The 21,795-nt window shown below is 74.4% G+C and carries 21 protein-coding genes and 1 riboswitch; of the genes, 12 read left to right on the top strand and 9 right to left on the bottom strand.

The window, feature by feature from the left end; translation table 11 throughout:
- Positions 1 to 28: 28 nt before the first annotated feature.
- A complete protein-coding gene (locus tag COO58_RS08070; RefSeq protein WP_098744403.1) occupies positions 29 to 859 on the bottom strand; it encodes a PrsW family glutamic-type intramembrane protease in 831 nt (276 codons plus the stop codon).
- Between the two features lie 130 nt (positions 860 to 989).
- Positions 990 to 1,201, top strand: a riboswitch (cobalamin riboswitch).
- Between the two features lie 118 nt (positions 1,202 to 1,319).
- Here COO58_RS08070 and COO58_RS08065 point away from each other — a divergent pair.
- The 4 genes from COO58_RS08065 to COO58_RS08050 all read left to right on the top strand — a co-directional run bounded on the left by COO58_RS08065 (position 1,320) and on the right by COO58_RS08050 (position 7,645).
- Entirely contained in the window at positions 1,320 to 3,707 is a 2,388-nt protein-coding gene (locus COO58_RS08065; RefSeq protein ID WP_098744402.1) for a ribonucleoside-diphosphate reductase subunit alpha, read from the top strand.
- Between the two features lie 20 nt (positions 3,708 to 3,727).
- Positions 3,728 to 4,723 (top strand): ribonucleotide-diphosphate reductase subunit beta, encoded by a 996-nt coding sequence (locus COO58_RS08060; protein WP_091577471.1) that lies wholly within the window; start codon positions 3,728 to 3,730, stop codon positions 4,721 to 4,723.
- 166 nt (positions 4,724 to 4,889) lie between these two features.
- Entirely contained in the window at positions 4,890 to 7,124 is a 2,235-nt protein-coding gene (locus tag COO58_RS08055) for a hypothetical protein (RefSeq protein WP_098744400.1), read from the top strand.
- Positions 7,118 to 7,645, top strand: a complete 528-nt coding sequence (locus COO58_RS08050; RefSeq protein ID WP_098744399.1) for a hypothetical protein — start codon at positions 7,118 to 7,120, stop codon at positions 7,643 to 7,645. Before COO58_RS08055 ends, COO58_RS08050 begins: the two co-directional genes overlap by 7 nt.
- Here the strand turns inward: COO58_RS08050 and COO58_RS08045 are convergent.
- On the bottom strand, positions 7,642 to 8,406 hold the full coding sequence (locus COO58_RS08045) for a helix-turn-helix transcriptional regulator (protein ID WP_098744397.1): 765 nt from the start codon (positions 8,404 to 8,406) through the stop codon (positions 7,642 to 7,644). The genes COO58_RS08050 and COO58_RS08045 overlap by 4 nt on opposite strands.
- A gap of 146 nt (positions 8,407 to 8,552) precedes the next feature.
- Between COO58_RS08045 and fgd the strand changes: the two genes are divergently transcribed.
- The gene (fgd, locus tag COO58_RS08040) at positions 8,553 to 9,557 is read left to right on the top strand and encodes a glucose-6-phosphate dehydrogenase (coenzyme-F420) (RefSeq protein WP_098744396.1); all 1,005 of its coding nucleotides are present in this window, start codon (positions 8,553 to 8,555) and stop codon (positions 9,555 to 9,557) included.
- Complete coding sequence (gene cofC, locus COO58_RS08035; protein ID WP_091573966.1) at positions 9,554 to 10,180, top strand: 2-phospho-L-lactate guanylyltransferase; 627 nt, start codon at positions 9,554 to 9,556, stop codon at positions 10,178 to 10,180. The genes fgd and cofC overlap by 4 nt, the downstream gene beginning before the upstream one ends.
- A 48-nt stretch (positions 10,181 to 10,228) precedes the next feature.
- Here cofC and COO58_RS08030 read toward each other — a convergent pair whose 3' ends face one another.
- Together COO58_RS08030 and COO58_RS08025 are read right to left on the bottom strand one after the other, a co-directional pair.
- Positions 10,229 to 11,074: a DUF6081 family protein gene (locus tag COO58_RS08030; protein ID WP_141561871.1), complete on the bottom strand. Its 846-nt coding sequence runs from the start codon at positions 11,072 to 11,074 to the stop codon at positions 10,229 to 10,231.
- Between the two features lie 19 nt (positions 11,075 to 11,093).
- Entirely contained in the window at positions 11,094 to 12,005 is a 912-nt protein-coding gene (locus COO58_RS08025) for an NmrA/HSCARG family protein (protein WP_255292553.1), read from the bottom strand.
- 245 nt (positions 12,006 to 12,250) lie between these two features.
- On the opposite strand from COO58_RS08025, the gene COO58_RS08020 reads away from it, so the two are divergent.
- A complete protein-coding gene (locus tag COO58_RS08020) occupies positions 12,251 to 12,676 on the top strand; it encodes a PPOX class F420-dependent oxidoreductase (RefSeq protein WP_091573963.1) in 426 nt (141 codons plus the stop codon).
- Positions 12,677 to 12,740: 64 nt separating this feature from the next.
- The gene (locus tag COO58_RS08015) at positions 12,741 to 13,766 is read left to right on the top strand and encodes a transaldolase family protein (RefSeq protein ID WP_176558772.1); all 1,026 of its coding nucleotides are present in this window, start codon (positions 12,741 to 12,743) and stop codon (positions 13,764 to 13,766) included.
- Positions 13,767 to 13,826: 60 nt separating this feature from the next.
- Here the strand turns inward: COO58_RS08015 and COO58_RS08010 are convergent, their stop codons facing one another.
- Together COO58_RS08010 and COO58_RS08005 are read right to left on the bottom strand one after the other, a co-directional pair.
- Positions 13,827 to 14,741: an NADP-dependent oxidoreductase gene (locus COO58_RS08010; RefSeq protein ID WP_091573961.1), complete on the bottom strand. Its 915-nt coding sequence runs from the start codon at positions 14,739 to 14,741 to the stop codon at positions 13,827 to 13,829.
- Positions 14,742 to 14,810: 69 nt separating this feature from the next.
- Positions 14,811 to 16,574 (bottom strand): MFS transporter, encoded by a 1,764-nt coding sequence (locus COO58_RS08005; protein WP_098744391.1) that lies wholly within the window; start codon positions 16,572 to 16,574, stop codon positions 14,811 to 14,813.
- Between the two features lie 118 nt (positions 16,575 to 16,692).
- Between COO58_RS08005 and COO58_RS08000 the strand changes: the two genes are divergently transcribed.
- From COO58_RS08000 to COO58_RS07990, 3 genes are read left to right on the top strand one after another with little or no spacing between them, the layout of a single operon-like run.
- Complete coding sequence (locus COO58_RS08000) at positions 16,693 to 17,208, top strand: MarR family winged helix-turn-helix transcriptional regulator (RefSeq protein WP_141561870.1); 516 nt, start codon at positions 16,693 to 16,695, stop codon at positions 17,206 to 17,208.
- Positions 17,209 to 17,247: 39 nt separating this feature from the next.
- Positions 17,248 to 17,673: a DUF6069 family protein gene (locus COO58_RS30650; RefSeq protein ID WP_245666324.1), complete on the top strand. Its 426-nt coding sequence runs from the start codon at positions 17,248 to 17,250 to the stop codon at positions 17,671 to 17,673.
- 28 nt (positions 17,674 to 17,701) lie between these two features.
- A complete protein-coding gene (locus COO58_RS07990; RefSeq protein ID WP_091573958.1) occupies positions 17,702 to 18,331 on the top strand; it encodes a DsbA family oxidoreductase in 630 nt (209 codons plus the stop codon).
- A gap of 56 nt (positions 18,332 to 18,387) precedes the next feature.
- Here COO58_RS07990 and COO58_RS07985 read toward each other — a convergent pair whose 3' ends face one another.
- Both COO58_RS07985 and fabG read right to left on the bottom strand, forming a co-directional pair.
- Entirely contained in the window at positions 18,388 to 18,882 is a 495-nt protein-coding gene (locus tag COO58_RS07985) for a biotin/lipoyl-containing protein (RefSeq protein WP_091573957.1), read from the bottom strand.
- 23 nt (positions 18,883 to 18,905) lie between these two features.
- Positions 18,906 to 19,688, bottom strand: coding sequence for a 3-oxoacyl-ACP reductase FabG (fabG, locus tag COO58_RS07980; RefSeq protein ID WP_098744389.1), 783 nt, complete (start codon positions 19,686 to 19,688; stop codon positions 18,906 to 18,908).
- 207 nt (positions 19,689 to 19,895) lie between these two features.
- Between fabG and COO58_RS07975 the strand changes: the two genes are divergently transcribed.
- The gene (locus COO58_RS07975; RefSeq protein ID WP_091573955.1) at positions 19,896 to 20,327 is read left to right on the top strand and encodes a nuclear transport factor 2 family protein; all 432 of its coding nucleotides are present in this window, start codon (positions 19,896 to 19,898) and stop codon (positions 20,325 to 20,327) included.
- A gap of 47 nt (positions 20,328 to 20,374) precedes the next feature.
- Here COO58_RS07975 and COO58_RS07970 read toward each other — a convergent pair whose 3' ends face one another.
- A complete protein-coding gene (locus COO58_RS07970; RefSeq protein WP_091573954.1) occupies positions 20,375 to 21,742 on the bottom strand; it encodes an acetyl/propionyl/methylcrotonyl-CoA carboxylase subunit alpha in 1,368 nt (455 codons plus the stop codon).
- Between the last annotated feature and the right edge of the window lie 53 nt (positions 21,743 to 21,795).

The following is a 21,795-nucleotide window of genomic DNA, read 5'->3' as shown; positions in this document are numbered from 1 at the left end:
CCGAAGTGGCCGGTGGGCGCGGCGGCGTTCACCGGCCGGACGTGGCGCCCAGCCCGTCGTCGACCCGCCGCGGCGGCGCGGCCGGACCCGCCGGCACGTCGTCCGGCCGTTCCCGGTCGAGGTGCAGGCGCAGCAGCACCCAGCCCAGCGACACGCCGCCGATGAACAGGTAGGCGGCCTGGGTGCCGAACGTGTCCCAGCAGGTGTGCAGCGTGACGGCCGCGGCGAAGGTCAGCAGGAACGCCGCCAGCCGGCGCCCGCCCGGCGCGGCGGCGAGGGCGAACAGCGCGCCGGCGGTCAGGCCGGTCCAGGACAGGTGCGCGGCGGGCGCGGTCAGGCCCCGGATCAGCAGCGTCTGCTCGACCGTGCCGAGGTTGCCCTGCGACCCGACCAGGGCGGTGAACGCGTAGCCCATCGTCTCCAGCGCGGCGAATCCCGCGCCGGAGGCCACCCCGATCACCAGACCCTCGCCCGGCGACCGGTGCCGGCGCCACAGCAGCAGGATCGCCACCGGCACGATCAGCTTCGCCGTCTCCTCGATCAGGCCGACGAACACCATCGGCAGCACGCCGAGGCGGTGCAGCGTGTCGTACTCCAGCCAGCCGGCCGCGACGACACCGACCACCCCGCCGACGAACGCGGCGAGGCCGACGACCGAACCGGGGACCCGCCACCGGCCGGTGCGGCCCTGCGCGAAGGTCAGGAACGTGGCCGGCGCGATGGAGGCGCCGAGCAGGATCAGGGCGGGCACGAAGTTGATGTTCCGGGTGCCGGCCAGTGTCTCCAGCACCAGCAGGAACAGCCCGACACCGACCAGCAGGACCGCGACCCACGCCCAGCGGCGCCCCAGATTCGCCATGCGCCGAGTATCGCCGTCGACACCGGCGTCCGCCATGGCGGGGGACCCGTCGACGCCACCGTGGACGCTGAGACGTTGCCGACACGCGGACGCGACATGTGGTGTTGCCTACGGGAGGCCACCGCCATATATGGTGTTCACCGCAGCTGGTTCACCCGGTCGGCCCCGGCCGGGTGTCGCAAGAGGGAACCCGGTGGAAATCCGGGACTGCCCCGCAGCGGTGAGTGGGAACGACCGCCGTCAACGAAGCACTGGGCCACCCGGCCCGGGAAGCGACGGCCAGTAGGCGACCCAGTGTCGAGCCCGCGAGTCCGAAGACCTGCCAGCGCGCCGTGCGCTGCCGCGCGCGGCGGTCGGAGGTCGCGCGGGACGACCGACGCCAGCAGCCGGGCCGGCCCTGTGCCGTGCCCGTTGGCGTCCTCCCGCCGTCCGAGGCCATCGGTGACAGCGAGGAGAGGTCATGACGGTCGTGCAGGAGAGTCCACCGTCCGAGGTGGGCGGACCGGAGCAGCGCCGGCCCGTGATGCGGGTCCGCAAGCGCGACGGCGACGTCGAGCCGGTCGACGTCAACAAGATCGTCAAGGCGGTCGAGCGGTGGGTCGCCGACCTGGACGAGGTGGACCCGCTGCGGGTGGCCACGAAGACGATCAGCGGGTTGTACGACGGCGCCACCACCGCCGAACTGGACCGGCTGTCCATCCAGACCGCCGCGGAGCTGATCGGCGAGGAGCCGCAGTACTCCCGGCTGGCGGCCCGACTGCTGGCCGCGTTCGTGGACAAGGAGGTACGCGGGCAGCAGGTGGCGAGCTTCAGCCAGTCGATCGCGTACGCGCACGGGCTGGGGCTGATCGGCGACGGGACCGCCGCGTTCGTCTCGCGCCACGCCCGCAAGCTGGACGACGCCGTGGACCTGGCCGGTGACCTGCGGTTCGAGTACTTCGGGCTGCGCACGGTGGCGGACCGCTACCTGCTGCGGCACCCGGAGACCCGGCTCGTGGTGGAGACGCCGCAGTACTGGCTGCTGCGGGTGGCCTGCGGCCTGTCGGAGACGCCGGGCGAGGCGATCGGCTTCTACCGGCTGATGTCCAGCCTGGCCTACCTGCCCAGCTCCCCCACGCTGTTCAACTCCGGCACCCGGCACACCCAGATGTCCTCGTGCTTCCTGGTCGACTCCCCCCGCGACGAGCTGGACTCGATCTACGAGCGTTACCACCAGGTGGCGAAACTGTCGAAGTTCTCCGGCGGCATCGGCATCTCCTGGTCCCGGGTGCGGGGCCGGGGCGCGCTGATCCGGGGCACCAACGGCCGCTCCAACGGCATCGTGCCGTTCCTCAAGACGCTCGACGCCGGGGTGGCCGCGGTCAACCAGGGCGGCCGGCGCAAGGGCGCGGCCTGCGTCTACCTCGAGCCGTGGCACCCGGACGTGGAGGAGTTCCTGGAACTGCGGGACAACACCGGCGAGGAGTCCCGCCGGACGCACAACCTCAACCTGGCCAACTGGATCCCGGACGAGTTCATGCGCCGGGTCGAGGCCGACGGCGACTGGTCGCTGATCGACCCGTCCGACGCGCCGGAGCTGCCCGACCTGTACGGCGAGGCGTTCGACGCCGCGTACCGGGCGGCCGAGAAGAAGGCGGTCCGCACGGTCCGGGCCCGGGACCTGTACGGGCGGATGATGCGCACGCTCGCGCAGACCGGCAACGGGTGGATGACGTTCAAGGACGCCGCGAACCGGCTGTCCAACCAGACCGGCGAGCCGGGGAACGTCGTGCACCTGTCCAACCTGTGCACCGAGATCCTGGAGGTCAACGACGACGCCGAGACCGCCGTGTGCAACCTCGGCTCGGTCAACCTCGGCGCGCACGTCACCGCCGACGGGGTGGACTGGGAACGGCTGCGCGCGACGGTGCGCACCGCGGTGGTGTTCCTCGACCGGGTGATCGACATCAACTACTACCCGGCCGCGCAGGCGGCGGCGTCGAACCCGCGCTGGCGGCCGGTCGGGCTGGGCCTGATGGGCCTGCAGGACGCGTTCTTCACGCTGCGCCTGCCGTTCGACTCGGCCGAGGCGAAGGAGCTGTCCACCCGGGTGCAGGAGGAGATCTTCCTGACCGCGCTGGAGACCTCCGCCGGGCTGGCCGAACGGTTCGGCCCGCACCCGGCGTACGACCGGACCCGGGCGGCGAAGGGTGACCTGCACCCGGACCTGTGGGGCGCGGAGCCGACCCAGGTCGGGCGCTGGGCCGCGCTGCGGACCCGGATCGCCGCGCACGGCCTGCGCAACTCACTGCTGGTGGCGATCGCGCCGACCGCCACCATCGCGTCGATCGCCGGCTGCTACGAGTGCATCGAGCCGCAGGTGTCCAACCTGTTCAAGCGGGAGACCATGTCCGGGGAGTTCCTCCAGGTCAACACGTACCTGGTGCGGGAGCTGAAGGCGCGTGGGCTGTGGACGCCGCAGATCCGGGACCGGATCAAGCGCGCGGAGGGCTCGGTGCAGGACGTCACCGAGCTGCCCGCCGAGGTGCGGGAGCTGTTCCGCACCGCGTGGGAGCTGCCGCAGCGGGCGCTGATCGACCTGGCCGCCGCCCGGGCGCCCTGGATCGACCAGTCCCAGTCGCTGAACCTGTTCCTGAGCGCGCCGACCATCGGCAAGCTCTCCTCGATGTACCTGTACGCCTGGAAGGCCGGGCTGAAGACCACCTACTACCTGCGGTCCCGTCCCGCCACCCGGATCCAGCAGGCCACCGTCGCCGTGACCCCGGCGATCGCACCGCTCGTCGTGGCCGACGACGAGGCGCTGGCCTGCTCCCTGGAGAACCCCGAGAGCTGCGAGGCCTGCCAGTGACCACCACCGAGACCCGGCCCATGCTGCTCGACCCCGGCATGGACCTGACCCTGCGCCCGATGCGCTACCCGCACTTCTTCGACCGGTTCAAGGACGCCATCCGCAACACCTGGACGGTCGAGGAGGTGGACCTGCACGCCGACCTGGCCGACCTGGCGTCGCTGTCCCCGGCCGAACGGCACCTGGTGTCGCGGCTGGTGGCCTTCTTCGCCACCGGCGACACCATCGTCGCCAACAACCTGGTGCTCAACCTCTACCAGCACGTCAACTCCCCCGAGGGCCGGCTCTACCTGTCCCGGCAGCTGTTCGAGGAGGCGGTGCACGTCCAGTTCTACCTCAACCTGCTGGACACGTACGTGCCGGACGAGACGGAGCGGTTCGCCGCGTTCGCGGCGGTGGAGAACATCCCGTCGATCGCCCGCAAGGCCGAGTTCTGCTTCCGGTGGATCGACTCGATCCACGAGCTGCGGGAGCTACGGACGCGGGCGGACCGGCGGGCGTTCCTGCTCAACCTGATCTGCTTCGCCGCGTGCATCGAGGGGCTGTTCTTCTACGGCGCGTTCGCCTACGTCTACTTCCTGCGGTCCCGGGGCCTGCTCAACGGGCTGGCCTCCGGCACCAACTGGGTGTTCCGGGACGAGTCCATGCACATGGCGTTCGCCTTCGACGTGGTGGACACCGTGCGCGCCGAGGAGCCGGACCTGTTCGACGAGGAGATGGAGCGGCAGGTTCGGGAGATGCTCGCCGAGGCGGTGGAGTGCGAGGCGCAGTTCGCCGAGGACCTGCTGGAGCAGGGCGTGTCCGGGATGTCGCCGGCCGACATGCGCGAGTACCTCCAGCACGTGGCCGACCGGCGCCTGGCCAGCCTCGGCATCGCGCCGATGTACGGCAGCCGCAACCCGTTCGCGTTCATGGAGCTCCAGGACGTGCAGGAGCTGTCGAACTTCTTCGAGCGGCGGGTGTCGGCGTACCAGGTCGGTGTCACCGGCGGCGTCACCTTCGACGACGACTTCTAGCACGGTGGGCCCGCCCCGCCCCGCGCCGGGACGGCCGGGGCGGGTCCGCAGTCCCGTCGACGACATTCCCAGTACGCGCATGCGCGTATCGCCCCTGCCTCCCCGATCCGCGACGTTGTCATCGCCGAACCCAGGGCGGGCGTCGGCGGACGAGGGGGGAACGCGCGTGAAACGGATACGTCAACGGCTGCGGCCGTTCCTGGCGGCGGCGCTGGCCATGGTGGTCGGCGCCGCCGCCACCACCGCGCTGCCGGCCACGCCGGCCGCGGCGAGCTACGGCTCGACGGTGACGGTGACCGTCGACGAGATGCACACCACCGAGTGCCTGGACCGGGTCTGGCTGGTCGTGTGCGACACCCCGGAACTCTTCGGCGTCGCGATCATCACTCAGGACGACGGCCAGCAGCTGCGGTGCGAGATGGCGCTGCCGGCGGCCGGCGGGACGGACATCGTCACCCCGAGCACGGTCTGCGCCGGGCGCTCGGTGACCGGCAACTTCCGGGTCAACTTCGAGCTGTGGGAGGACGACTCCACCGAGGGAGGCAGCCGGGACCAGGCCGACCTCAACGCCGGTACGGCCAAGGACTGGGCGACGACGAACCTGCTCGGCGGCCGGTCCGGCACGTCCCGGTGGACGACCAGCGGCGGCCCCTCCCGGGCGATCTTCACGGTGTCGGTGTCACCCCGGCCCACCGCCATCGCCATCTCGTCGCCGCCGCCCGGCGGCACACCCCGCGAGTTCGACCCGCGACTGGGCGAGATCCTGACCGTGAGCGGCACCCTGTCGGTGCCCTCCGCGCTGCGGTTCACCGTCACCGCGCAGGCGACCGGGGCGTCGTTCGTGCTGTTCGAGGCGCCGTTCTACGGCGGCGTCTTCAACGTCACCTGGGACGGTCGCTGGTCCGACGGGTCGTACGCGGCGGTCGGCGGATACACGATCACCGTCGCCGACCCCGTCGACGGCGCGTCGGCGCGCACCACCCAGGCGCGGGTGATCCAGCGGGTGGGCCTGGCCTTCACCGGCATGACCAGCCAGCCGGCCACGAACTGGCAGTACCGCAGCGGCCCGATCGTGGTCGGTGCGGTCGCCTCGGCGGCCGGGACGTTCCGGATGCGGGTGCTGCGCGGCGCCACCGAGGTGTACCGCACCGCCGACCAGCGCCGCGCCGCCGGCCCGCTCTCGTTCTCCTGGAACGGCCGGCACGCCGACGGCTCCTGGGCCACCCCCGGCAGCTACACGTTCACGCTGGAGGGCACCGCCGACGACGGCCGCGCGTTCCCGGCCACCTCGCGGGTCGTGCCGGTCAGCGACCCGCCGCCGGGCCTGGAGGTGTACGCGCTGGCCGAGCCGGGCGTACCGGCGGTCAACCCGCAGGCCGTGCCGGGCACGTCGATCCGGGCCAAGGTGGTCGCCGCCGACCACACCGCGCGACCGGCGGCCCGGATCACCGTCGAGATGAGCCCGGCCGGCTGGATCGGGCGTCCGGTCACCCTGGCGCCCCGGGTGGTCAAGACCTGCGTGCAGGCGACCGAGTGCCAGGCGGTGATCCCGTCGGACATCCTCGCCGGGGAGGCGGTCGCGTACCGCGTCACCGCCAGCGAGGCGGACGGGGTGCCGGAGATGCGCAGCGCGACCGCGGACTGGCGGATCACCGACCTGAACCCGCCGGACCCGTCGCAGGGCCCCGAGGTCACCCTGGTGCCGCTGTGGCGGGCCAGCGTGCCGGCGGTGGTGGGCGCGGACGGGCGGGTGAACACCCGGCCGCTCAACCAGACCATCGACGTGGCGTACGCGCCCGGCACCGGCTACGACACGTCCACCCTGGACGGCGCGCGGCAGTTCGGCAACGCCGTCGACGACAACGCGTGGCAGCTGCTGGGGATCCGCTCGCGGGTGTTCCCCAGCTCGATCGGCACGCACTGGTCCCAGGTGGGCATCTGGGTGCAGAACGTGCCGGTCGAGGTGACGGTCAGCGCGGACGGCGACGCGCTGTGCCGGCGCGGGCCGTTCAGCCCGGTCAGTTTCGCCGAGACCAACGGCGTGCTGCACACCGTCAACTGCCGGGACAACGCCTCCGGCGCGGTGTTCAGCGCCGACTCGCCGATCGTGGGCTGGCACGAACTGCACCACAGCGCCTACCACGAGGGCGACGAGTACTGCTGCGACGGCGGCTACTCCTACGGCGACGGGCGCAACACCTACCCCTCGCTGTCGGCCTGCCAGCGCGGCGGGTCGGACGCGCGCACCTGCAACGAGATCACCGACGGGGTGAGCCCGACCGGTTGGTGGCGCAGCGACGGGCCGATGGCCGATGTCATGATCGACAACTCGGTCGAGCGGGCCGACGACATCCGGGCCGCCGAGGCGACCTTCGCACGATGCGGGAGAGGGCAATGCTGAACCGACGGATCCGGATCCTCCTCGCGGCGGCGCTCACGGTGCCGTTCCTGGGCGCCGCCGCGGTGGCCACCCGGGCCGGGACCACCGCGGCCGGCGCGGCGCCGGTGGTGCCGGCGCCGACCGTCGACCCGGCGAACCCGACCACCGGCACCCACCTGCGGCTCGGGCTGCGCGTGTCGGCGCGCGCCGCCACGCCGAACCTGCTGGAGATCGACAGCGGGTTCGCCTCGTCGTTGCGCGGCACGGGCGGGCCGTTCCAGCTCGTGGTCCGGGACTCCGGCGGGGCCGTGCTGGACACGCTGTGGCTGGACGACCCGCTGGCCACGCGGGTCTACGGCAACAAGGAGAAGGCCCACGACACCCCCCGGGCCAAGGAGGCGGACGTGGTGGTGGACCTGCCGGTCACCGACACCGCGTTCGTGGTGGACGTGGTGCTGGCCGACCGGCGGATCGGTCAGGTCGAGGTGGCCTCGCTGATCGCGGCCTGCCGCAACGCGCCGCTGCCCTGCGCCACCATCTAGGCGCGCGGGCCGGGCACCTCCAGGATGCCGAGCGCCACCGCCCGCATGACGGTGGCGACCGGCCCGGAGGTGCCCAGCTTGCGGTGCACGTTCTCCAGGTGCTTGCGCACGGTGCCGGCGGCCAGGCCGAGCCGGCGCGCGGTGGCCGGCACGGTCAGGCCGTCGGCGATGCCGCGCAGCACCTCCACCTCCCGCCCGGTCAGGCCCGCGCCGCCGGGCGGCACCGGCCCGCCGGGCAGCCGCACGCACCGGTGCACGGCGATCAGCGCCGGCTGCAACCGGCCGAGCAGGTCCATCTCACGCGCGTCGAAGACCCGGTCGCGGTTGAACTGGTACCAGCTCAACACCGGCGTCGGGCCGACCACCAGGGCGACCGTGTGCGCGCCGATGCCCCGCGGCGCCAACACCTCGCGGTAGAGCGCGTGCCGCCGCCACTGCCGCTCCGACAGCACGTCGGTGACCTGGAGCGGCCCCGCCGGGTACGGGTGCGACCGGCGTACGGTCGGCGCGAACAGCGGATGGTCGGTGAGCTGGTGGTGCATCCGCCGCACCAGCGTGCGGTCGACCGGCCGGTCCGCGGCGAGGTCGGGCAGGCGCAGCGTGGCCAGGTCCAGTTCCGCGTAGGTGGACAGCTCGCTGCGCAGGCGGTGGGCCAGGGCGGCGAGCACGGTGTCGACGAGCGCGCGCCCCCGCAGCGCGCCGATCCCGGTCGCCACCTCGCGGACCCACGCCCGGTCCGCGGCGGTGGTGGAAAGCGTCACGAGCGGACCATAGGAGCCGGCGCACGCGCGGCCGGTCGGCAAGTGGACACTGATCACCTTCCAACACCGCCCGGTCTCGACCGCGGTTCGAGGCCGCCCCGAACCGCACCGGAGATCGTCGAGCCACCGACAGACAGGGGTGGCAGATGGTCAGGTTCGGCTACAAGGCCTCCGCCGAGCAGTTCGGCCCGCGGCAGCTGCTGGAGTACGCGGTGCGGGCCGAGGAGCACGGGTTCGACTCGGTCTTCGTCAGCGACCACCTCCAGCCGTGGCGGCACGACGGCGGTCACGCCCCGGCCGCGCTGCCCTGGCTGGGGGCGCTGGTCGCCCGTACCCGGCGGATCGTCGTGGGCACCAGCGTGCTCACGCCGACGTTCCGCTACCACCCGGCGGTGGTCGCGCAGGCCTTCGCCACCCTCGGCTGCCTGGCGCCCGGGCGGGTGGTGCTCGGCGTCGGGTCCGGCGAGTCGCTCAACGAGGCGCCGCTGGGCGCCCCGTGGCCGCCGCCGGCGCAGCGACTGGCCCGGCTGACCGAGGCGGTCGAGCTGATCCGCCGGCTGTGGCGCGAGGACCGGGTCGACTTCGCCGGCCGGTTCTACCGCACCGACCGGGCCACCGTCTACGACCGGCCGGAGCAGCCGGTGCCGCTCTACGTCGCCGGCGGCGGCCCGGTGGCGGCCCGGCTCGCCGGGCGGCTCGGCGACGGCTTCATCTGCACCAGCGGCAAGGGCCGGGACCTGTACGCCGCCCGGCTGCTCCCGGCGGTGGCCGAGGGCGCCACCGGCGCCGGGCGGGACCCCGACGCGCTCGACCTCACCATCGAGGTGAAGGTCTCCTTCGACACCGATCCGGACCGCGCGCTGCGGGACACCGCCCACTGGGCGGCGCTGGCGCTGACGCCGGAGGAGAAGACCGGGGTGGACGACCCGATCGAGATGCAGCGCCGCTCCGACGCGCTGCCGTTGGCCCGGGCGGCCAGCCGCTGGATCGTCTCCGCCGACCCGGCCGAGCACGCGGCCCGCGTGCAGGAGTACCTCGACCTGGGCTTCCGGCACCTGGTGTTCCACGCCCCCGGCCCGGACCAGGCCCAGTTCCTCAGTCTCTACAGCACCAAGGTCCTGCCGCTGCTCGCCGACCCGGACCCGCGGTGACGCCGCCGGAGTGGACGGTGCTGGTGCCGGTGAAGCGGCTCGACCGGGCGAAGAGCCGGTTGGCCCTGCCGGTCGGGCTGCGCCGCGCGGTCGCCGAGGCGATGCTGGTCGACGTGCTCGCCACCGCCGCTGCGGTGGCGCGGGTGTGCCTGGTCAGCGGCGAGCCGGTGGCCCGAGGTTGGGGCGTACCCGTGCTGCCGGACCCCGGTGGCGGGCTGTCCGCGGCGGTCCGGGCGGCCGCGGCGCGCATCGCCGGGCCGGTGGCGGTGCTCTCCGGGGACCTGCCGGCCGCCCGGCCGGCGGAGCTGGCGGACGCGCTGGCCGCCGCGTCGGCGCACGAGGCGGCGGTGCTGGCCGACGCCCCCGGCACGGGCACCACGCTGCTCACCGCGCGCAGCGGCCGACGACTGCGGCCGGCGTACGGGCCGGGCTCGCGGGCCCGGCACGCGACGGCCGGGACGGCCGACCTGACCGGGTCGCTGTCGGTGCCCGGCCTGCGTCGCGACGTCGACACGGTGGCCGACCTGCGCGACGCCCTGCGGCTGGGCCTCGGCCCGGCGTCGGCGGGGGTGCTGGCCGCCGCCGGGCACGCGCCGACCGGCCACCCCTGGCTGCCCTGGTGACTCCGGGCCGCGGGACCGCCGGGCGGGCACCGGCGGTCCCGCGCCGGCTCAGTCCCGGTACGCGGTCAGGCGCCGCACGTCCAGCCGCACGCCCTGGCCCCAGATCCGGTCGGCGAACAACGCCAGCCCGACCGTGAGCTGCCGGGGCGCGGCCGACTCGGCCGGCCGGCCGTTGTCCCGCAGCGCGTACCCCGGGTCGAGGACGCGGTGCCCGATCCGGTCGACGGTGAGCACCTCGTCGTCGCCGACGTACCAGTGCGCGGTGCGCCGGTCCGCGTCGTAGCGCAGGGCCAGCTCGTGGACGTCCGCCGGCTCGCGGTCGCGGACCGGCACCGTGAACGAGAACCCGCCGTAGGTGTGCGGCGGGAACGCCAGCCGCTCGTAGACGGCGAAGACGCACCGGTCGGTGACGATGAAGTCGAACACCATGCCGGTCTCCCGGTCCATGCAGATCAGCGCCGACGCGCCCAGCCGCAGGTCCCGGTGCGGGTCGGCGACGGCGTCGCCGTACGGGTGGCGGTCCAGACCGTACGCCCGCACGGCCAGCTCCGCGCGCAGCGTGAAGCCGCCGGCCGGCACCGCGAAGCCGGGCAGGCCCGCCGGGGTGTCCCGGTTGGCCATCAACGCCCAGCGCAGGTGGTCGGTCTCCGACAGCGGCTGCGGCGGCTCGGCGAACGCCGGCTCGCCGGTGCCCGGGTCGGTCCCGGTCGGCACCACGGTCAGGCCGCCCTTCCCGGTGACCGGCGTCCCGTCCCCGGCGGGGAAGCCGGGCACCGGTCGCAGCCGCCACCGCGAGGTGGGCCCACCGACCGAGAGCGGGCCGGTGAAGTCGTCGTGCAGCACCTCCTCCCCGCTGGAGTGCGGACGGGTCGTGGTCTCGGACTCGGCGCTCATCGCCACCTCCACTGTCGGGTCAGCCGTTGCGCGGCACACCGGCCGCCGGCGGGGCGCTGTGGGTGCTGCTCGGCGCCCAGCCGGTGCGCGACAGCCAGCCGGCGAGGGTGAGCAGCTCGGGGTTCTGCCGGCGCAGGGCCGGGATGTCGGCGTGGTAGCCGATCCGGTTCAGCCAGCCGTAGGCGGTGGCCTGCCACTCGCTCTGCCGGCGCAGCTCCGCCATCGGCACCGGCTCGTAGCGGGTGGGCAGGCCGGTGTGCCGGGCGAACGTGGCGGCGATCTGCTCGCCGGTCAGCTCGTCCCCGGCGAGTTCGATCCGGGCGCCGATGGTCGCCGGATCGTCGAAGGCCGCGGCGGCGAAGAAGCCGATGTCACCGGAGGCGATCATCTGCAACGGGGTGTCCGGCGCCAGGCCCCGCCGGTAGACCAGCTCGTCGCCCTCCCGCAGCGGCGGGTACTGCGCGAAGTTGTCCATGAAGTAGGTGGGGCGCAGGAACGTCGCCGGCAGGTCGTGCTTGCGGATGCGGTCCTCGATGCGCAGTTTCGCCTCCCGCCAGAACACCCCCTCGGGGCGCTCCGCGCCCCCCACCGAGCTGTGCACGTAGTGCGCCACGCCCACCTCGCCGGCGACGTCGGCCACGGTCAGGCCGTGCCGTTCCTCGGCGGGCACGCCGCCCGGCCCGAGCGGGGTCTGCACGCTGAACACCCCGTACGCCCCGGTCATCGCGGCGCGTACCGACGCGGCGTCGTCGAGGTCGCCGACGACCAGGGTGGCGCCCCGCGCCGCCAGGTCCCGCGCCGCCGGGCGCTGCGGGTCCCGGACGAAGGCGCGCACCGCCCAGCCCCGCCGCAGCAGGTGCCGCGCGGTTCCGCCGCCCTGCTTCCCGGTCGCCCCGAACACCAGCACCCACCGGTCTGCCCGTGCTGTCACGGCCACCTCCTCGCCCTCGCGGCCACGGCGGGCGGCGTCCGGCCGTCCGCGTCCTGCCGACGAAGGCTCACCGGCGGGGATAGAGCCGGCGTCGAGAGCCGGTCGAGGCCACGGGTTCGAGTCGCCCTCGACCCGGCCTCCAGTCCGGGGCGAGCCGGGGCCCCGACGATCGGGCCGCCGGGTGTGCCGCACACCCGGCGGGCCGCGCGCGGCGCGGGCCGGACGCCGACGAGGGGCAGGATGACGTGATCTTCACCGAGGACGAGCTGGAGTACCTGAGGTCGCAGCGGCTCGGCCGGCTGGCCACCGCGCAGCCCAACGGCACGCTCCAGAACAACCCGGTCGTCTACTGGTACAACGCCGAGCTGGACTGCATCGACATCGGCGGCCGGGCGATGGCCACCACGCAGAAGTTCCGCAACGTCGCGGCCAACGGCAAGGCGTCGTTCGTCATCGACGACGTGGTCTCCCGCCGTCCGTGGCGGGTGCGGGGCATCGAGATCCGCGGGCTCGCCGAAGCGCTGGTCGACCAGCCGGTCCCGCCGGAGCTGGAGTTCCTCAGCCCCGAGCTGATCCGCATCCACCCCCGGCGGCTGTTCACCTGGGGCCTGGACCCGAACCACCTGGCGATGGTGCGGCGCACCGTCACCCCGGCCACCACCGCCGGCTGACCGTCCACCGGCCATCCCCTGACACGCCGTGCCACGGCGTGCCGACGCCAGAAGGAGACAGATCGTGACGGACAACCTCCGCCGGCTCGTGGACGCGGGCCTGAGCGTGTGGCGGGACGATCCGGCGGCGGTCGCCGCCGACCCGCCGGCCGGAACCGGGCTGGTCCTCGGCGCCGACGCGGTCCGGGCCGCGCTCGCCGGCCCGGCCGCCACCGAGGGCGACGACGGGGACGACGCGGTGCGGCGGATCACCGCCTCGGTGGCGCGCCGGGCCGCCGACGCGTTGCTGCCCGCGTACCACGCCGCCGGCGGACGCGACGGCCTGGTCAGCGTGGAGGTCGACCCGCGGCTGGCCGACGACGTCGACGGCGCGGTCACCGAGGCCCGCCGGGTCGTCGACCTGGCCGACCGGCCGAACGTGGTGGTCCGGGTGTTCGCCGCCGAGGCGGCCCGGGAGCTGCTGGCCGGTGGGATCGGCGTCGAGGTGGCGCTGGTCTCCGCGCCGGAGCTGATGCGCGCGGCGCTGGACACCGTCCGCGAGGGGCTGGACGCGGCCGAGGGCTTCCCGCCGGCGCTGGTGTCGGTGCCGGTGGCCGACGTGGACACCGAGGTCGACAAGCGGCTGTGGGCGATCGGCACCGACGACTCGGCCCGGCTGCGCGGCACGGCCGCCCTGGCCACCGCGCGGATGACGTACGCGGCCTACGAGAACGCGCTGCGCGCGCCGGCCTGGGGCCGGCTGACCGCATCGGGCGCGCCGAAGCCCCGGCTGGTGTGGACCGCCACCCAGGTCCGCGACCCCTACTACCTGGAGACCCGCTACGTCGACGAGCTGGTCGTCTCCGGCGCGGCCGCCGTGCTCTCCCCGGCCACCTGGCGGGCCGTCGTCGAGTACGGCGAGCCGCGCGGCGACACGGTGCACGGCACGTACGAGGAGGCCCGGCAGGCGCTGGACCGGCTCACCGACATCGGCGTGGACCTGCCCGACGTGCACCGGGTGATCCGGGCGCGGTCGGTGGCCCGCTCGGTGGCCGCCTGGCAGCGGGTCCGCGACGCGGTGGCCGCCACGCGCCGGCAGCCGGTGGGCTGAGCCGGACCGGTCGGCACGGCCCCCGGACGCCTCGGCGTCCGGGGGCCGTTCGCGCGTCGCTCAGTCGACGACGAGTGCCACCTTGCCGCGCACGTGGCCGGTCTCGACCAGGCGGTGCGCCTCCGCCGCCCGGCTCAGCGGCACGGTCTCGGCCACCTCCACCACGAGCTTGCCCTCGGACCAGAGCCGGGTGAGGTCGTCGAGCTTCTGCGCCGAGCGTTCGGTGCCGATGCGCCGGATGCCGAGCTGCGCGGACCGGGCCCAGTCGGCGATGGTGACGATCCGCTCGGTGCTGCCCAGCAGCTCCAGCGAGACGTCCAACGCCTCGCCGCCGATCGCGTCGAGGGCGCAGGTGATCCCCTGCGGCACGGCCGCGCGCACCCGGTCGGCCAGGCCCGGTCCGTAGGTCACCGGGACCGCGCCGAGTGAACGCAGGTAGTCGTGGTTGCGCTCGCTGGCGGTGCCGACGACCTGGGCGCCGCGCGCCTTGGCCAATTGGACCGCGAACGAGCCGACCCCGCCGGCGGCGGCGTGGACCAGCAGCGTGTCCTGCGCGCCGACGCGCAGCTCGTCCAGGGCGGTGTACGCGGTCTGCCCGGACGCGGTCAGCACGCCCGCCTCGGCCCACGGCATCTTCGCCGGCTTGTGGCCCACCTGCTCGGCGGGGACCACCACGGTGTCGGCGTAGCCCTGCATGTCGAGGTAGGCGATGACCTCGTCGCCGTCGGCGAACCCGGTCACGCCGTCGCCGACCTGGTCGACGATGCCGGCCACCTCGTTGCCGAGCCGCACCGGAAAGGTCAGCGGGTTGTACGCGGCGAAGTCACCCCGCCGCGTGGCACAGTCGAACGGCTGGACCCCGGCCGCCTTGACCCGGATCCGCACCTGGCCGGCGCCGGCCTCCGGGTCGGGCACGTCGACGAGGTGCAGCACCTCGGGCCCGCCGTACTCGTTGAACACCACGATCTTGGCCATTGTCATCCTTCCGCCGGCGCGGGTCGCCGGTGTCTAGTGTGGAGGTTGTCGGCTCGTCGGCGCGCCCGGTCAGGTCGCGGCCGTCGGTTGCGGCGGCGCGGCGGCGGCGCGCTCGCCGGTCCCGCCGCCGGGCTGCCAGCGGCGGGCGAACGGCGGCAGCAGCATGGTCAGCAGGAACGCCGCCACCAGCAGCGCCGCGGAGACGCCGATGGTGCGGACCAGCGTGCCGGAGAAGCCGGCCCGGCCGGCGTCGCGGGCGGCGGCCTCCACCGCCTCGCCGACCGAGCGCGGGTCGGCGCTGGCCGCCGCGACCCGCGTGGTGCTCTCGCCCAGCCGGGCGCAGGCGGCCGGCACCCGGGCCGGGTCGCTCGCCTGGGCGCCGGCCCGACCGCAGGCACGCACGTCGGCCACCAGCCGGTCCTGGTCGGACGCGGCCACGCCGACCGCGCCGAGCCGGGCCCGCAGGTCGGCCGCGCCGGTGTCGACCGCGCCGGAGACCTGCCCGACGAGCACGCCGAAGAACACCGTGCCCAGCACCGCGGCGCCGAGCGCGCCGCCGAACTGCTGGATCGCGGTCATCGTGCCGGAGGCGGAGCCGTATTCCTGTGGGCGCACGCCGGCGAGCACGATGTCGAAGAACGGGGACAGGAACAGGCCCAGGCCGGACCCGTAGACCAGCAGCGGCCCGGCGAGGTGCCAGGGCGAGACGCCGGCGCCGTCGGCCCGCAGCACCAGCGCCACCGCGGCGAGGCCGACCAGCATCAGCAGGATGCCGAGTTGCAGGGAGCGGCGACCCAGCCGGGCGGAGAGCCCGGCGCCGGCGAACGCGAAGCCGACCATGCTGCCGAGCGCCTGCGGCAGCACGGTCAGGCCCGCCCTGAGCGGGGAGTAGCCGAGCCCGACCTGGAGGAACACGGCGAGCACCAGGCCGAACCCGACCATCGAGGTGAAGATGGCCAGCCCGGTGGCGAGGCCGCCGGTGAAGGCCCGGTTGCGGAACAGGGTCGGCACGATCAGCGGGTCGCCGCCACGGCGGTGCACCCGCGTCTCGATCCGGGCGAACACCACGAAGAGCACCAGGGACAGCGCGATCATGGCGAACGCCCAGGCCGGCCAGCCCAGTTCCCGCCCCTGCACCACCGGGTAGACCAGCAGCAGCGCGGCCACGGCGGCGAGCAGCGCGCCGGGCACGTCCAGCCGCCGCGCGCCGCTGGTCTGGCCGCCGGGCAGGTAGCGGGCGCCGGCGACCACGGCGAACAGCCCCAGCGGCAGGTTGATCAGGAAGATCATCCGCCAGCCGGTGCCCCACACGTCGGCGCTCACCAGGGCGCCGGCGAGCACCGGGCCGGCCACCGAGGCCAGCCCCATCGCCGGGCCGAACACCCCGAAGGCCTTGCCCAGCTCCTGCGCCGGGAACATCGCCCGGATCACGCCCAGGCCCTGGGGCAGCATCACGGCGCCGAACAGGCCCTGCACCACCCGCGCGCCGACCAGCGTGCCGGGGGACGTCGCGACCGCGCAGAGCAGCGAGGCCACGGTGAACCCGGCCGCGCCGACCAGGAAGACCCGCTTGCGGCCGTAGAGGTCGCCGAGCCGGCCACCGGTGATCAGGCCGGCGGCGAGGGCCAGGGTGTAGCCGGCGCCGAGCCACTGGATCAGCGCCGGCCCGCCGCCCAGCTCCGCCCGGATGGACGGTGCCGCGATGTTGGTGACCAGGGTGTCGAGCAGGTCCATGATCGAGGCCAGCAGTACGACGGCGAAGGCGGGCCAGCGCCACCGGTAGGCTCCGCCGGCCACCGTCGACGCGGGCGCGAGGGCCACGTTGTCGGTCATGTCGTCCCGTTCGTCGGAGCGCCCCGGCGGGTGCTGAAACGCCCACCGGGAGGCAGTAGCGAAAAAGTTCGAAAGTCGATACCTTCTAAGTCCGAAGTATTCGGGGTTCGGAGTGACCATGTCAAGGAGAACGCGGGACGAGGTGGTCTACGCGTTGATGCGGACCTGGCGGGCGTCCCGCCTGCAGACCGATCTGCTGGACGACGCCGCCTTCCACAAGATCGGCATCAACCGCACCGACGGGCGGTGCCTCGACGCCCTGAGCGAGGGCCCGATGCCGGCCAGCGTCCTGGCCCAGGCCTGCGGCATCAGCCCCAACGCGCTGACCACCGTCGTCGACCGGCTCGCCGAGCGCGGGCTGGTCGAGCGGGTGAAGGACCCGGCCGACCGGCGTCGGGTGCTGGTCCGGCTCACCCCGCTGGCCGACCACGTCAGCCAGCAGCTCTACGGGCCGGTGGTGGCGTGGTCGCTGCGCAACTTCGAGAAGTACTCCACCGAGGAACTCGCACTCATCGAGGGCTTCATCGACGCCGGCCGGCGGTTCCAGGCCGAGCACATGAGGTACATCGCCGCGCTGGACCTGTCCTGGGAGGTCCCGGACAGCCCGGCCGGCGGAACCCCCGAGCCGGGCTGAGAGACCGGCCCGGCCACCGACAAGCAGAGGGAGCAGAGCATGAGCAGCGCCATCGGAGAGGCCCGCCCCGCCCTGGGACGCCGGGCCACCCGGGCCGTGGTCGTCGTGGCGGCGGTGGTCGCCGCGGTCGTGGTGTTCGCCGTCGCCGACGCCGTGGCCGGCGAGATCCGCGTGCCGCAGCGGCCCGCCTCGTCCGAGACCGAACCGCTGACCCTCAGCGCGGTCACCTTCGCCGCCGCGCTGGCCTGCCTGGCCGGCTGGGCGCTGCTGGCCGTGCTGGAACGCTTCACCGCCCCGGCCCGGGCCCGGGCGGTGTGGACCGGCGTCGCCCTGGTCGTGTTCCTGCTCAGCCTGCCCTACCTGCCGGGCTTCCGGCTGGCCGACCGGGTGGCGGTCGCGCTCGTGCACGCCGCGCTGGCCGCCGTGCTCATCCCGGGGCTGCGCCGCACCGGCCGGGCCGCCTGAGCGGCCGGGCGAGGAGAGGAGGAACGCCGTGCTGGTGGAGGTCTGGGCCGACATCATGTGCCCCTGGTGCTGGATCGGGAAGCGGAGGTTGGCACGCGCGTTGGCCGACCACGGCGACCCGGACACCCGGATCACCTGGCGGGCCTTCGAACTGCGGCCGGGCCACCGGCGTACCCCCGACCTCACGCTGGGCGAGGTGATGGTGCGCTGGCGCGGCCGCACGGAGGCGGAGGTGACCAAGCTCTTCGGCTGGATCCGCACGCTCGGTGCGCAGGAAGGGCTGGAGCTGAACCTCGCCACCACCCGCCCGGTCAGCTCCTTCGACGCCCACCGGCTGTGCCACCTGGCCGACGCCGCCGGGTCGCGCGACGAGATGACCGAGCGGCTGTTCCGGGCCCACCTGACCGAGAACGTCAACGTGGCCGACCACGACGTGCTGGTCGGCCTCGCCACCGAGGTCGGCCTGGACCCGGCGGAGACCCGGCGGGTGCTCGACGGCGACCGGTACGCGGCGCAGGTCCGCGCCGAGGCCGGCGCGCCCGGCGTCACCGGTGTGCCGACCGTGGTGGTCGACCGACGGGAGCGGGCCACCGGCGCGTTGTCCGTGGACGACTACCGGGCCCTGCTCGCCCGGGCCGCCACGCCCAGCCGGCCGTGACGGCGGCGCCGGCCCGGACGTGGTCCGGGCCGGCGCCGCGCGGGCGCGGGGGCCGCTCACCCGTCCAGTGGGGACAGGGCGATCAGCGGCTCGTCGTACTCCACCGGGGCGCCGTCGGCGCGCAACACCTCGGTGACGGTGCCGTGCGCGTCGGCGTGCACCGGGATCATCAGCTTCATCGCCTCGACGATGCCCACCTGCTGGCCCGGTTGGACGATGTCCCCCTCGGTGACGAACGGCTTCGCCCCCGGCTCCGGCGACCGGTAGAAGACCCCCACCGTCGGCGCGCGCACCACGTGCCGGGCGGGGTCACCCTCGGCCGCGGTGACCGGCGCGGCCACGCCCACCGGCTCGGCGGCCGGCGCCACCGCCACCGGCGCGCCGACCGTCGCCCACTCCGCCTCCAGGGTCAGCGCGCCGGCCCGGATCCGCAGCGCCGTCGGCGGCCGGGGCAGGTCGGCGAGCAGTCGCAGGGTGCTGCGCCGGACGGCGTCCAGGGCGGCGGTCAGATCCGGCTCCCGGTCGGTGCCGTCGTCGTTCTCTGGGCTCATGCCAACCTCTTCCGGTCCGTCGCTCAGTAGTTGCCCAGACCGCCGCAGACGTTCAGCGCCTGCGCGGTCACCGCCGCCGCGTCGTCGTGCACCAGGTACGCGACCATCGCGGCGACCTCGTCGGGCCGGACGTAGCGGCCGATGGGCACCCGGGTGGTGATCCGGTCGAACGTCTCCTCCTCGGAGACCCCCCAGATGTCGGCGTAGTGCGCGCGCACGCGCTGCGCCATCGGCGTCTCCACGAACCCGGGGCAGACCGCGTTCACCGTGACGCCGGTGCGCGCCAGCTCCAGCCCGAGCGCCTTGGTGAAGCCGACCACGCCGTGCTTGGAGGCCGAGTACGGCGCGGCGTGCACCACGCCCTGCTTGCCGCCGGTCGACGCGATGTTGATCACGCGCCCCCGTCCCCGCGCCAGCATGCCGCCGGTGGTCAGCGCCGCCTTGGTCATCAGGAAGACGCTGTTCAGGTTGGTGTTGATCACGTCCAGCCACAGCTCGTCGTCGATCTCGGCGGTCGCGCCGCCGCCGCTGCGCCCGGCGTTGTTCACCAGGACGTCCAGCGGGCCGTACCGGGCCACCGCGGCGGCCACGAACCGGCGCACCTCGGCGGGCACCGACACGTCGCACACCTCGCCGTCGGCGTCGAATCCCTCCTCGACGAGGCTCTTGACCGTCGCGGCCAACTCCTCGTCGTGACGTGAGCAGATGAAGACGCGGTGCCCGTCCCGGGCCAACCGCCGGGTGACGGACAGCCCGATGCCACTGGTCGCCCCGGTCACGACTGCGACCGGCTGGGTTCTCTCCACGGTCCCTCCACGGGCCACTCGGTTCGGCGGATGACCGTCCGACCTTCGCGCGGCGGCCTCGAGCCGGCGTCGAACCGGCCTGGAACGCCCGGCCGCTGGCCGCGTTCTCGAGGACGGTTCGAGCCGGGCCGGGCACCGTGGGGCCGTGGTCGGCCGGGCCACGGCGGCGACCCGCCGCCGCCCCCTCTCGATGGGACGAGGAGCACGATGATCGGTACGCAGAGCCTCACCGACCTGTACGTCGAGGTCCAGCACTTCCACGCCCGCCAGATGCAGCTGCTCGACGGCGGCGACTTCCCCGCGTACGCGGCGACGTTCACCGAGGACGGCGAGTTCACCCACACCCCGCAGCAGCCGCCGGCCCTCGGCCGGGACGGCATCGTCGCCGAGCTGAACCGGTTCCACCAGCGCTTCGCCGAGGACCCGGTGATCCGGCGGCACTGGTTCAACCAGCTCTGGCTGGAGCCGCGGGAGGACGGGTCGGTCCAGGCGACCTACTACGCCCTGGTGGTCACCACCCGGCCCGAGCGGAACGTGACGATCGCGCCGAGCTGCGTGGTGCGTGACGTGCTGGTGCGCGACGGCGAGGGCAACCTGCTCGTCCGCTCCCGCACCGTGGACCACGACCGGCTGGCCTGAACCGGGCCGGGCCCCGGGGCGACGCGTGGTCGCCCCGGGGCCGTCGGTCACCGGTCCGCCGCCACCGCCTCGGCGCCGAGGAGCCGGTCCACCAGAGCGGTGTCGTGCTCGGCGGCCCGGAACAGCGGATGGTCGACCACCCGGCGCAGGAAGTCCCGCGTGGTGGCGATCCGGGGCCCGGTCACCCGGGTCTCGTCGAGGGCCCGCAGCATCCGGGCGATGGCCGCGTCCCGGTCGGGCGCCCACACGACCAGCTTCGCCAGCAGCGAGTCGTAGTTCGGCGGGACCCGGTAGCCAGGGTGGGCGTGCGTGTCGACGCGCACGAACGGGCCGGACGGGGCGACGAACTCCTCGATCACCCCGGGGGTGGGGGCGAAGTCCCGCTCCGGGTCCTCGGCGTTGAGCCGGCACTCGACGGACACCCCGCGGGGACGGATGTCGTCCTGGGTCAACCCGAGCCGCTCCCCCGCCGCCACCCGCAACTGCTGCTGCACCAGATCCACCCCGGTGACCATCTCGGTCACCGGGTGTTCCACCTGGATGCGGCAGTTGACCTCCATGAAGTGGAACCCGCCGTCGGGGTCGACGAGGAACTCGAAGGTGCCCGCCCCGACGTAGCCGACCGCCCGCGCGCCGGCCACCGCCGATGCGCCCATCCGCTCGGCCAGCCCCGCCGGCAGGCCCGGCGACGGCGTCTCCTCGACCAGCTTCTGGTGGCGGCGTTGCACGCTGCAGTCCCGCTCGCCGAGGTGGATCGCGTTGCCGTACGCGTCGCAGAGGACCTGGATCTCGACGTGCCGGGCGGAGCGCAGGTAGCGCTCGACGTAGACCCGGCCGTCGCCGAAGAGCATCTGCGCGGTGGCGCTGGTCCGCCGGTGCACCTCGGGGAAGTCGGCCGAACGGGTCACCACCTGCATGCCCCGCCCGCCGCCGCCGGCCACCGCCTTGACGATCACCGGGTAGCCGATCCGGTCGGCCAGCGCGTGCGCCTCCTCCGGGCCGAGCGGGTCGAGGCTGCCCGGGAGCAGCGGCAGGCCCGCCGCCTTCATGATCGCCCGGGCCGAGCCCTTGTCACCGAGCTTCGCCATCACCTCCGGCGGCGGACCGACCAGCACGATCCCCTCGGCCGCGCAGGCCTCGGCGAAGTCCGGGTCCTCGGAGAGGAAGCCGTACCCGGGGTGGACGGCCTCCGCCCCGCAGCGCCGGGCCGCCTCCAGCACGGCCGCGGCGCACAGGTAGCTCTGCCGGGGCGGCGGCGGTCCGATGTGCACCGCCTCGTCGGCGAACCGGACCACGGCCGAGTCCCGGTCCGCGGTGGAGTGCACGGCGACCGTGCGGATGCCCAGCTCCCGGCAGGCGCGGGCGACCCGGAGGGCGATCTCGCCCCGGTTGGCGATCAGGACGGTACGGAACACGGCTCTCCCTCGTGCGCTGCACGCCGCCCGGTCGGGCGGCGACGGTGCCGACG

Origin of the sequence: Micromonospora sp. WMMA1996 (assembly GCF_002573675.1) — a bacterium.
Taxonomy (GTDB): Bacteria; Actinomycetota; Actinomycetes; order Mycobacteriales; family Micromonosporaceae; genus Micromonospora; species Micromonospora sediminicola.
The sequence above is the reverse complement of the archived record's forward strand: the minus strand, read 5'-3'. Positions and strand labels throughout refer to the sequence as shown.

What these genes read in the sequence shown, in the direction of transcription:
- COO58_RS08010 (WP_091573961.1), bottom strand. Translation starts at nt 14,741, where the DNA reads ATGGCCAAGATCGTGGTGTTCAACGAGTACGGCGGGCCCGAGGTGCTG.
- fgd (WP_098744396.1), top strand. Translation starts at nt 8,553, where the DNA reads ATGGTCAGGTTCGGCTACAAGGCCTCCGCCGAGCAGTTCGGCCCGCGG.
- COO58_RS08005 (WP_098744391.1), bottom strand. Translation starts at nt 16,574, where the DNA reads ATGACCGACAACGTGGCCCTCGCGCCCGCGTCGACGGTGGCCGGCGGA.
- COO58_RS08000 (WP_141561870.1), top strand. Translation starts at nt 16,693, where the DNA reads ATGTCAAGGAGAACGCGGGACGAGGTGGTCTACGCGTTGATGCGGACC.
- COO58_RS30650 (WP_245666324.1), top strand. Translation starts at nt 17,248, where the DNA reads ATGAGCAGCGCCATCGGAGAGGCCCGCCCCGCCCTGGGACGCCGGGCC.
- COO58_RS07975 (WP_091573955.1), top strand. Translation starts at nt 19,896, where the DNA reads ATGATCGGTACGCAGAGCCTCACCGACCTGTACGTCGAGGTCCAGCAC.
- COO58_RS08065 (WP_098744402.1), top strand. Translation starts at nt 1,320, where the DNA reads ATGACGGTCGTGCAGGAGAGTCCACCGTCCGAGGTGGGCGGACCGGAG.
- COO58_RS08060 (WP_091577471.1), top strand. Translation starts at nt 3,728, where the DNA reads ATGCTGCTCGACCCCGGCATGGACCTGACCCTGCGCCCGATGCGCTAC.
- COO58_RS08070 (WP_098744403.1), bottom strand. Translation starts at nt 859, where the DNA reads ATGGCGAATCTGGGGCGCCGCTGGGCGTGGGTCGCGGTCCTGCTGGTC.
- COO58_RS08030 (WP_141561871.1), bottom strand. Translation starts at nt 11,074, where the DNA reads ATGAGCGCCGAGTCCGAGACCACGACCCGTCCGCACTCCAGCGGGGAG.
- COO58_RS08050 (WP_098744399.1), top strand. Translation starts at nt 7,118, where the DNA reads ATGCTGAACCGACGGATCCGGATCCTCCTCGCGGCGGCGCTCACGGTG.
- COO58_RS07985 (WP_091573957.1), bottom strand. Translation starts at nt 18,882, where the DNA reads ATGAGCCCAGAGAACGACGACGGCACCGACCGGGAGCCGGATCTGACC.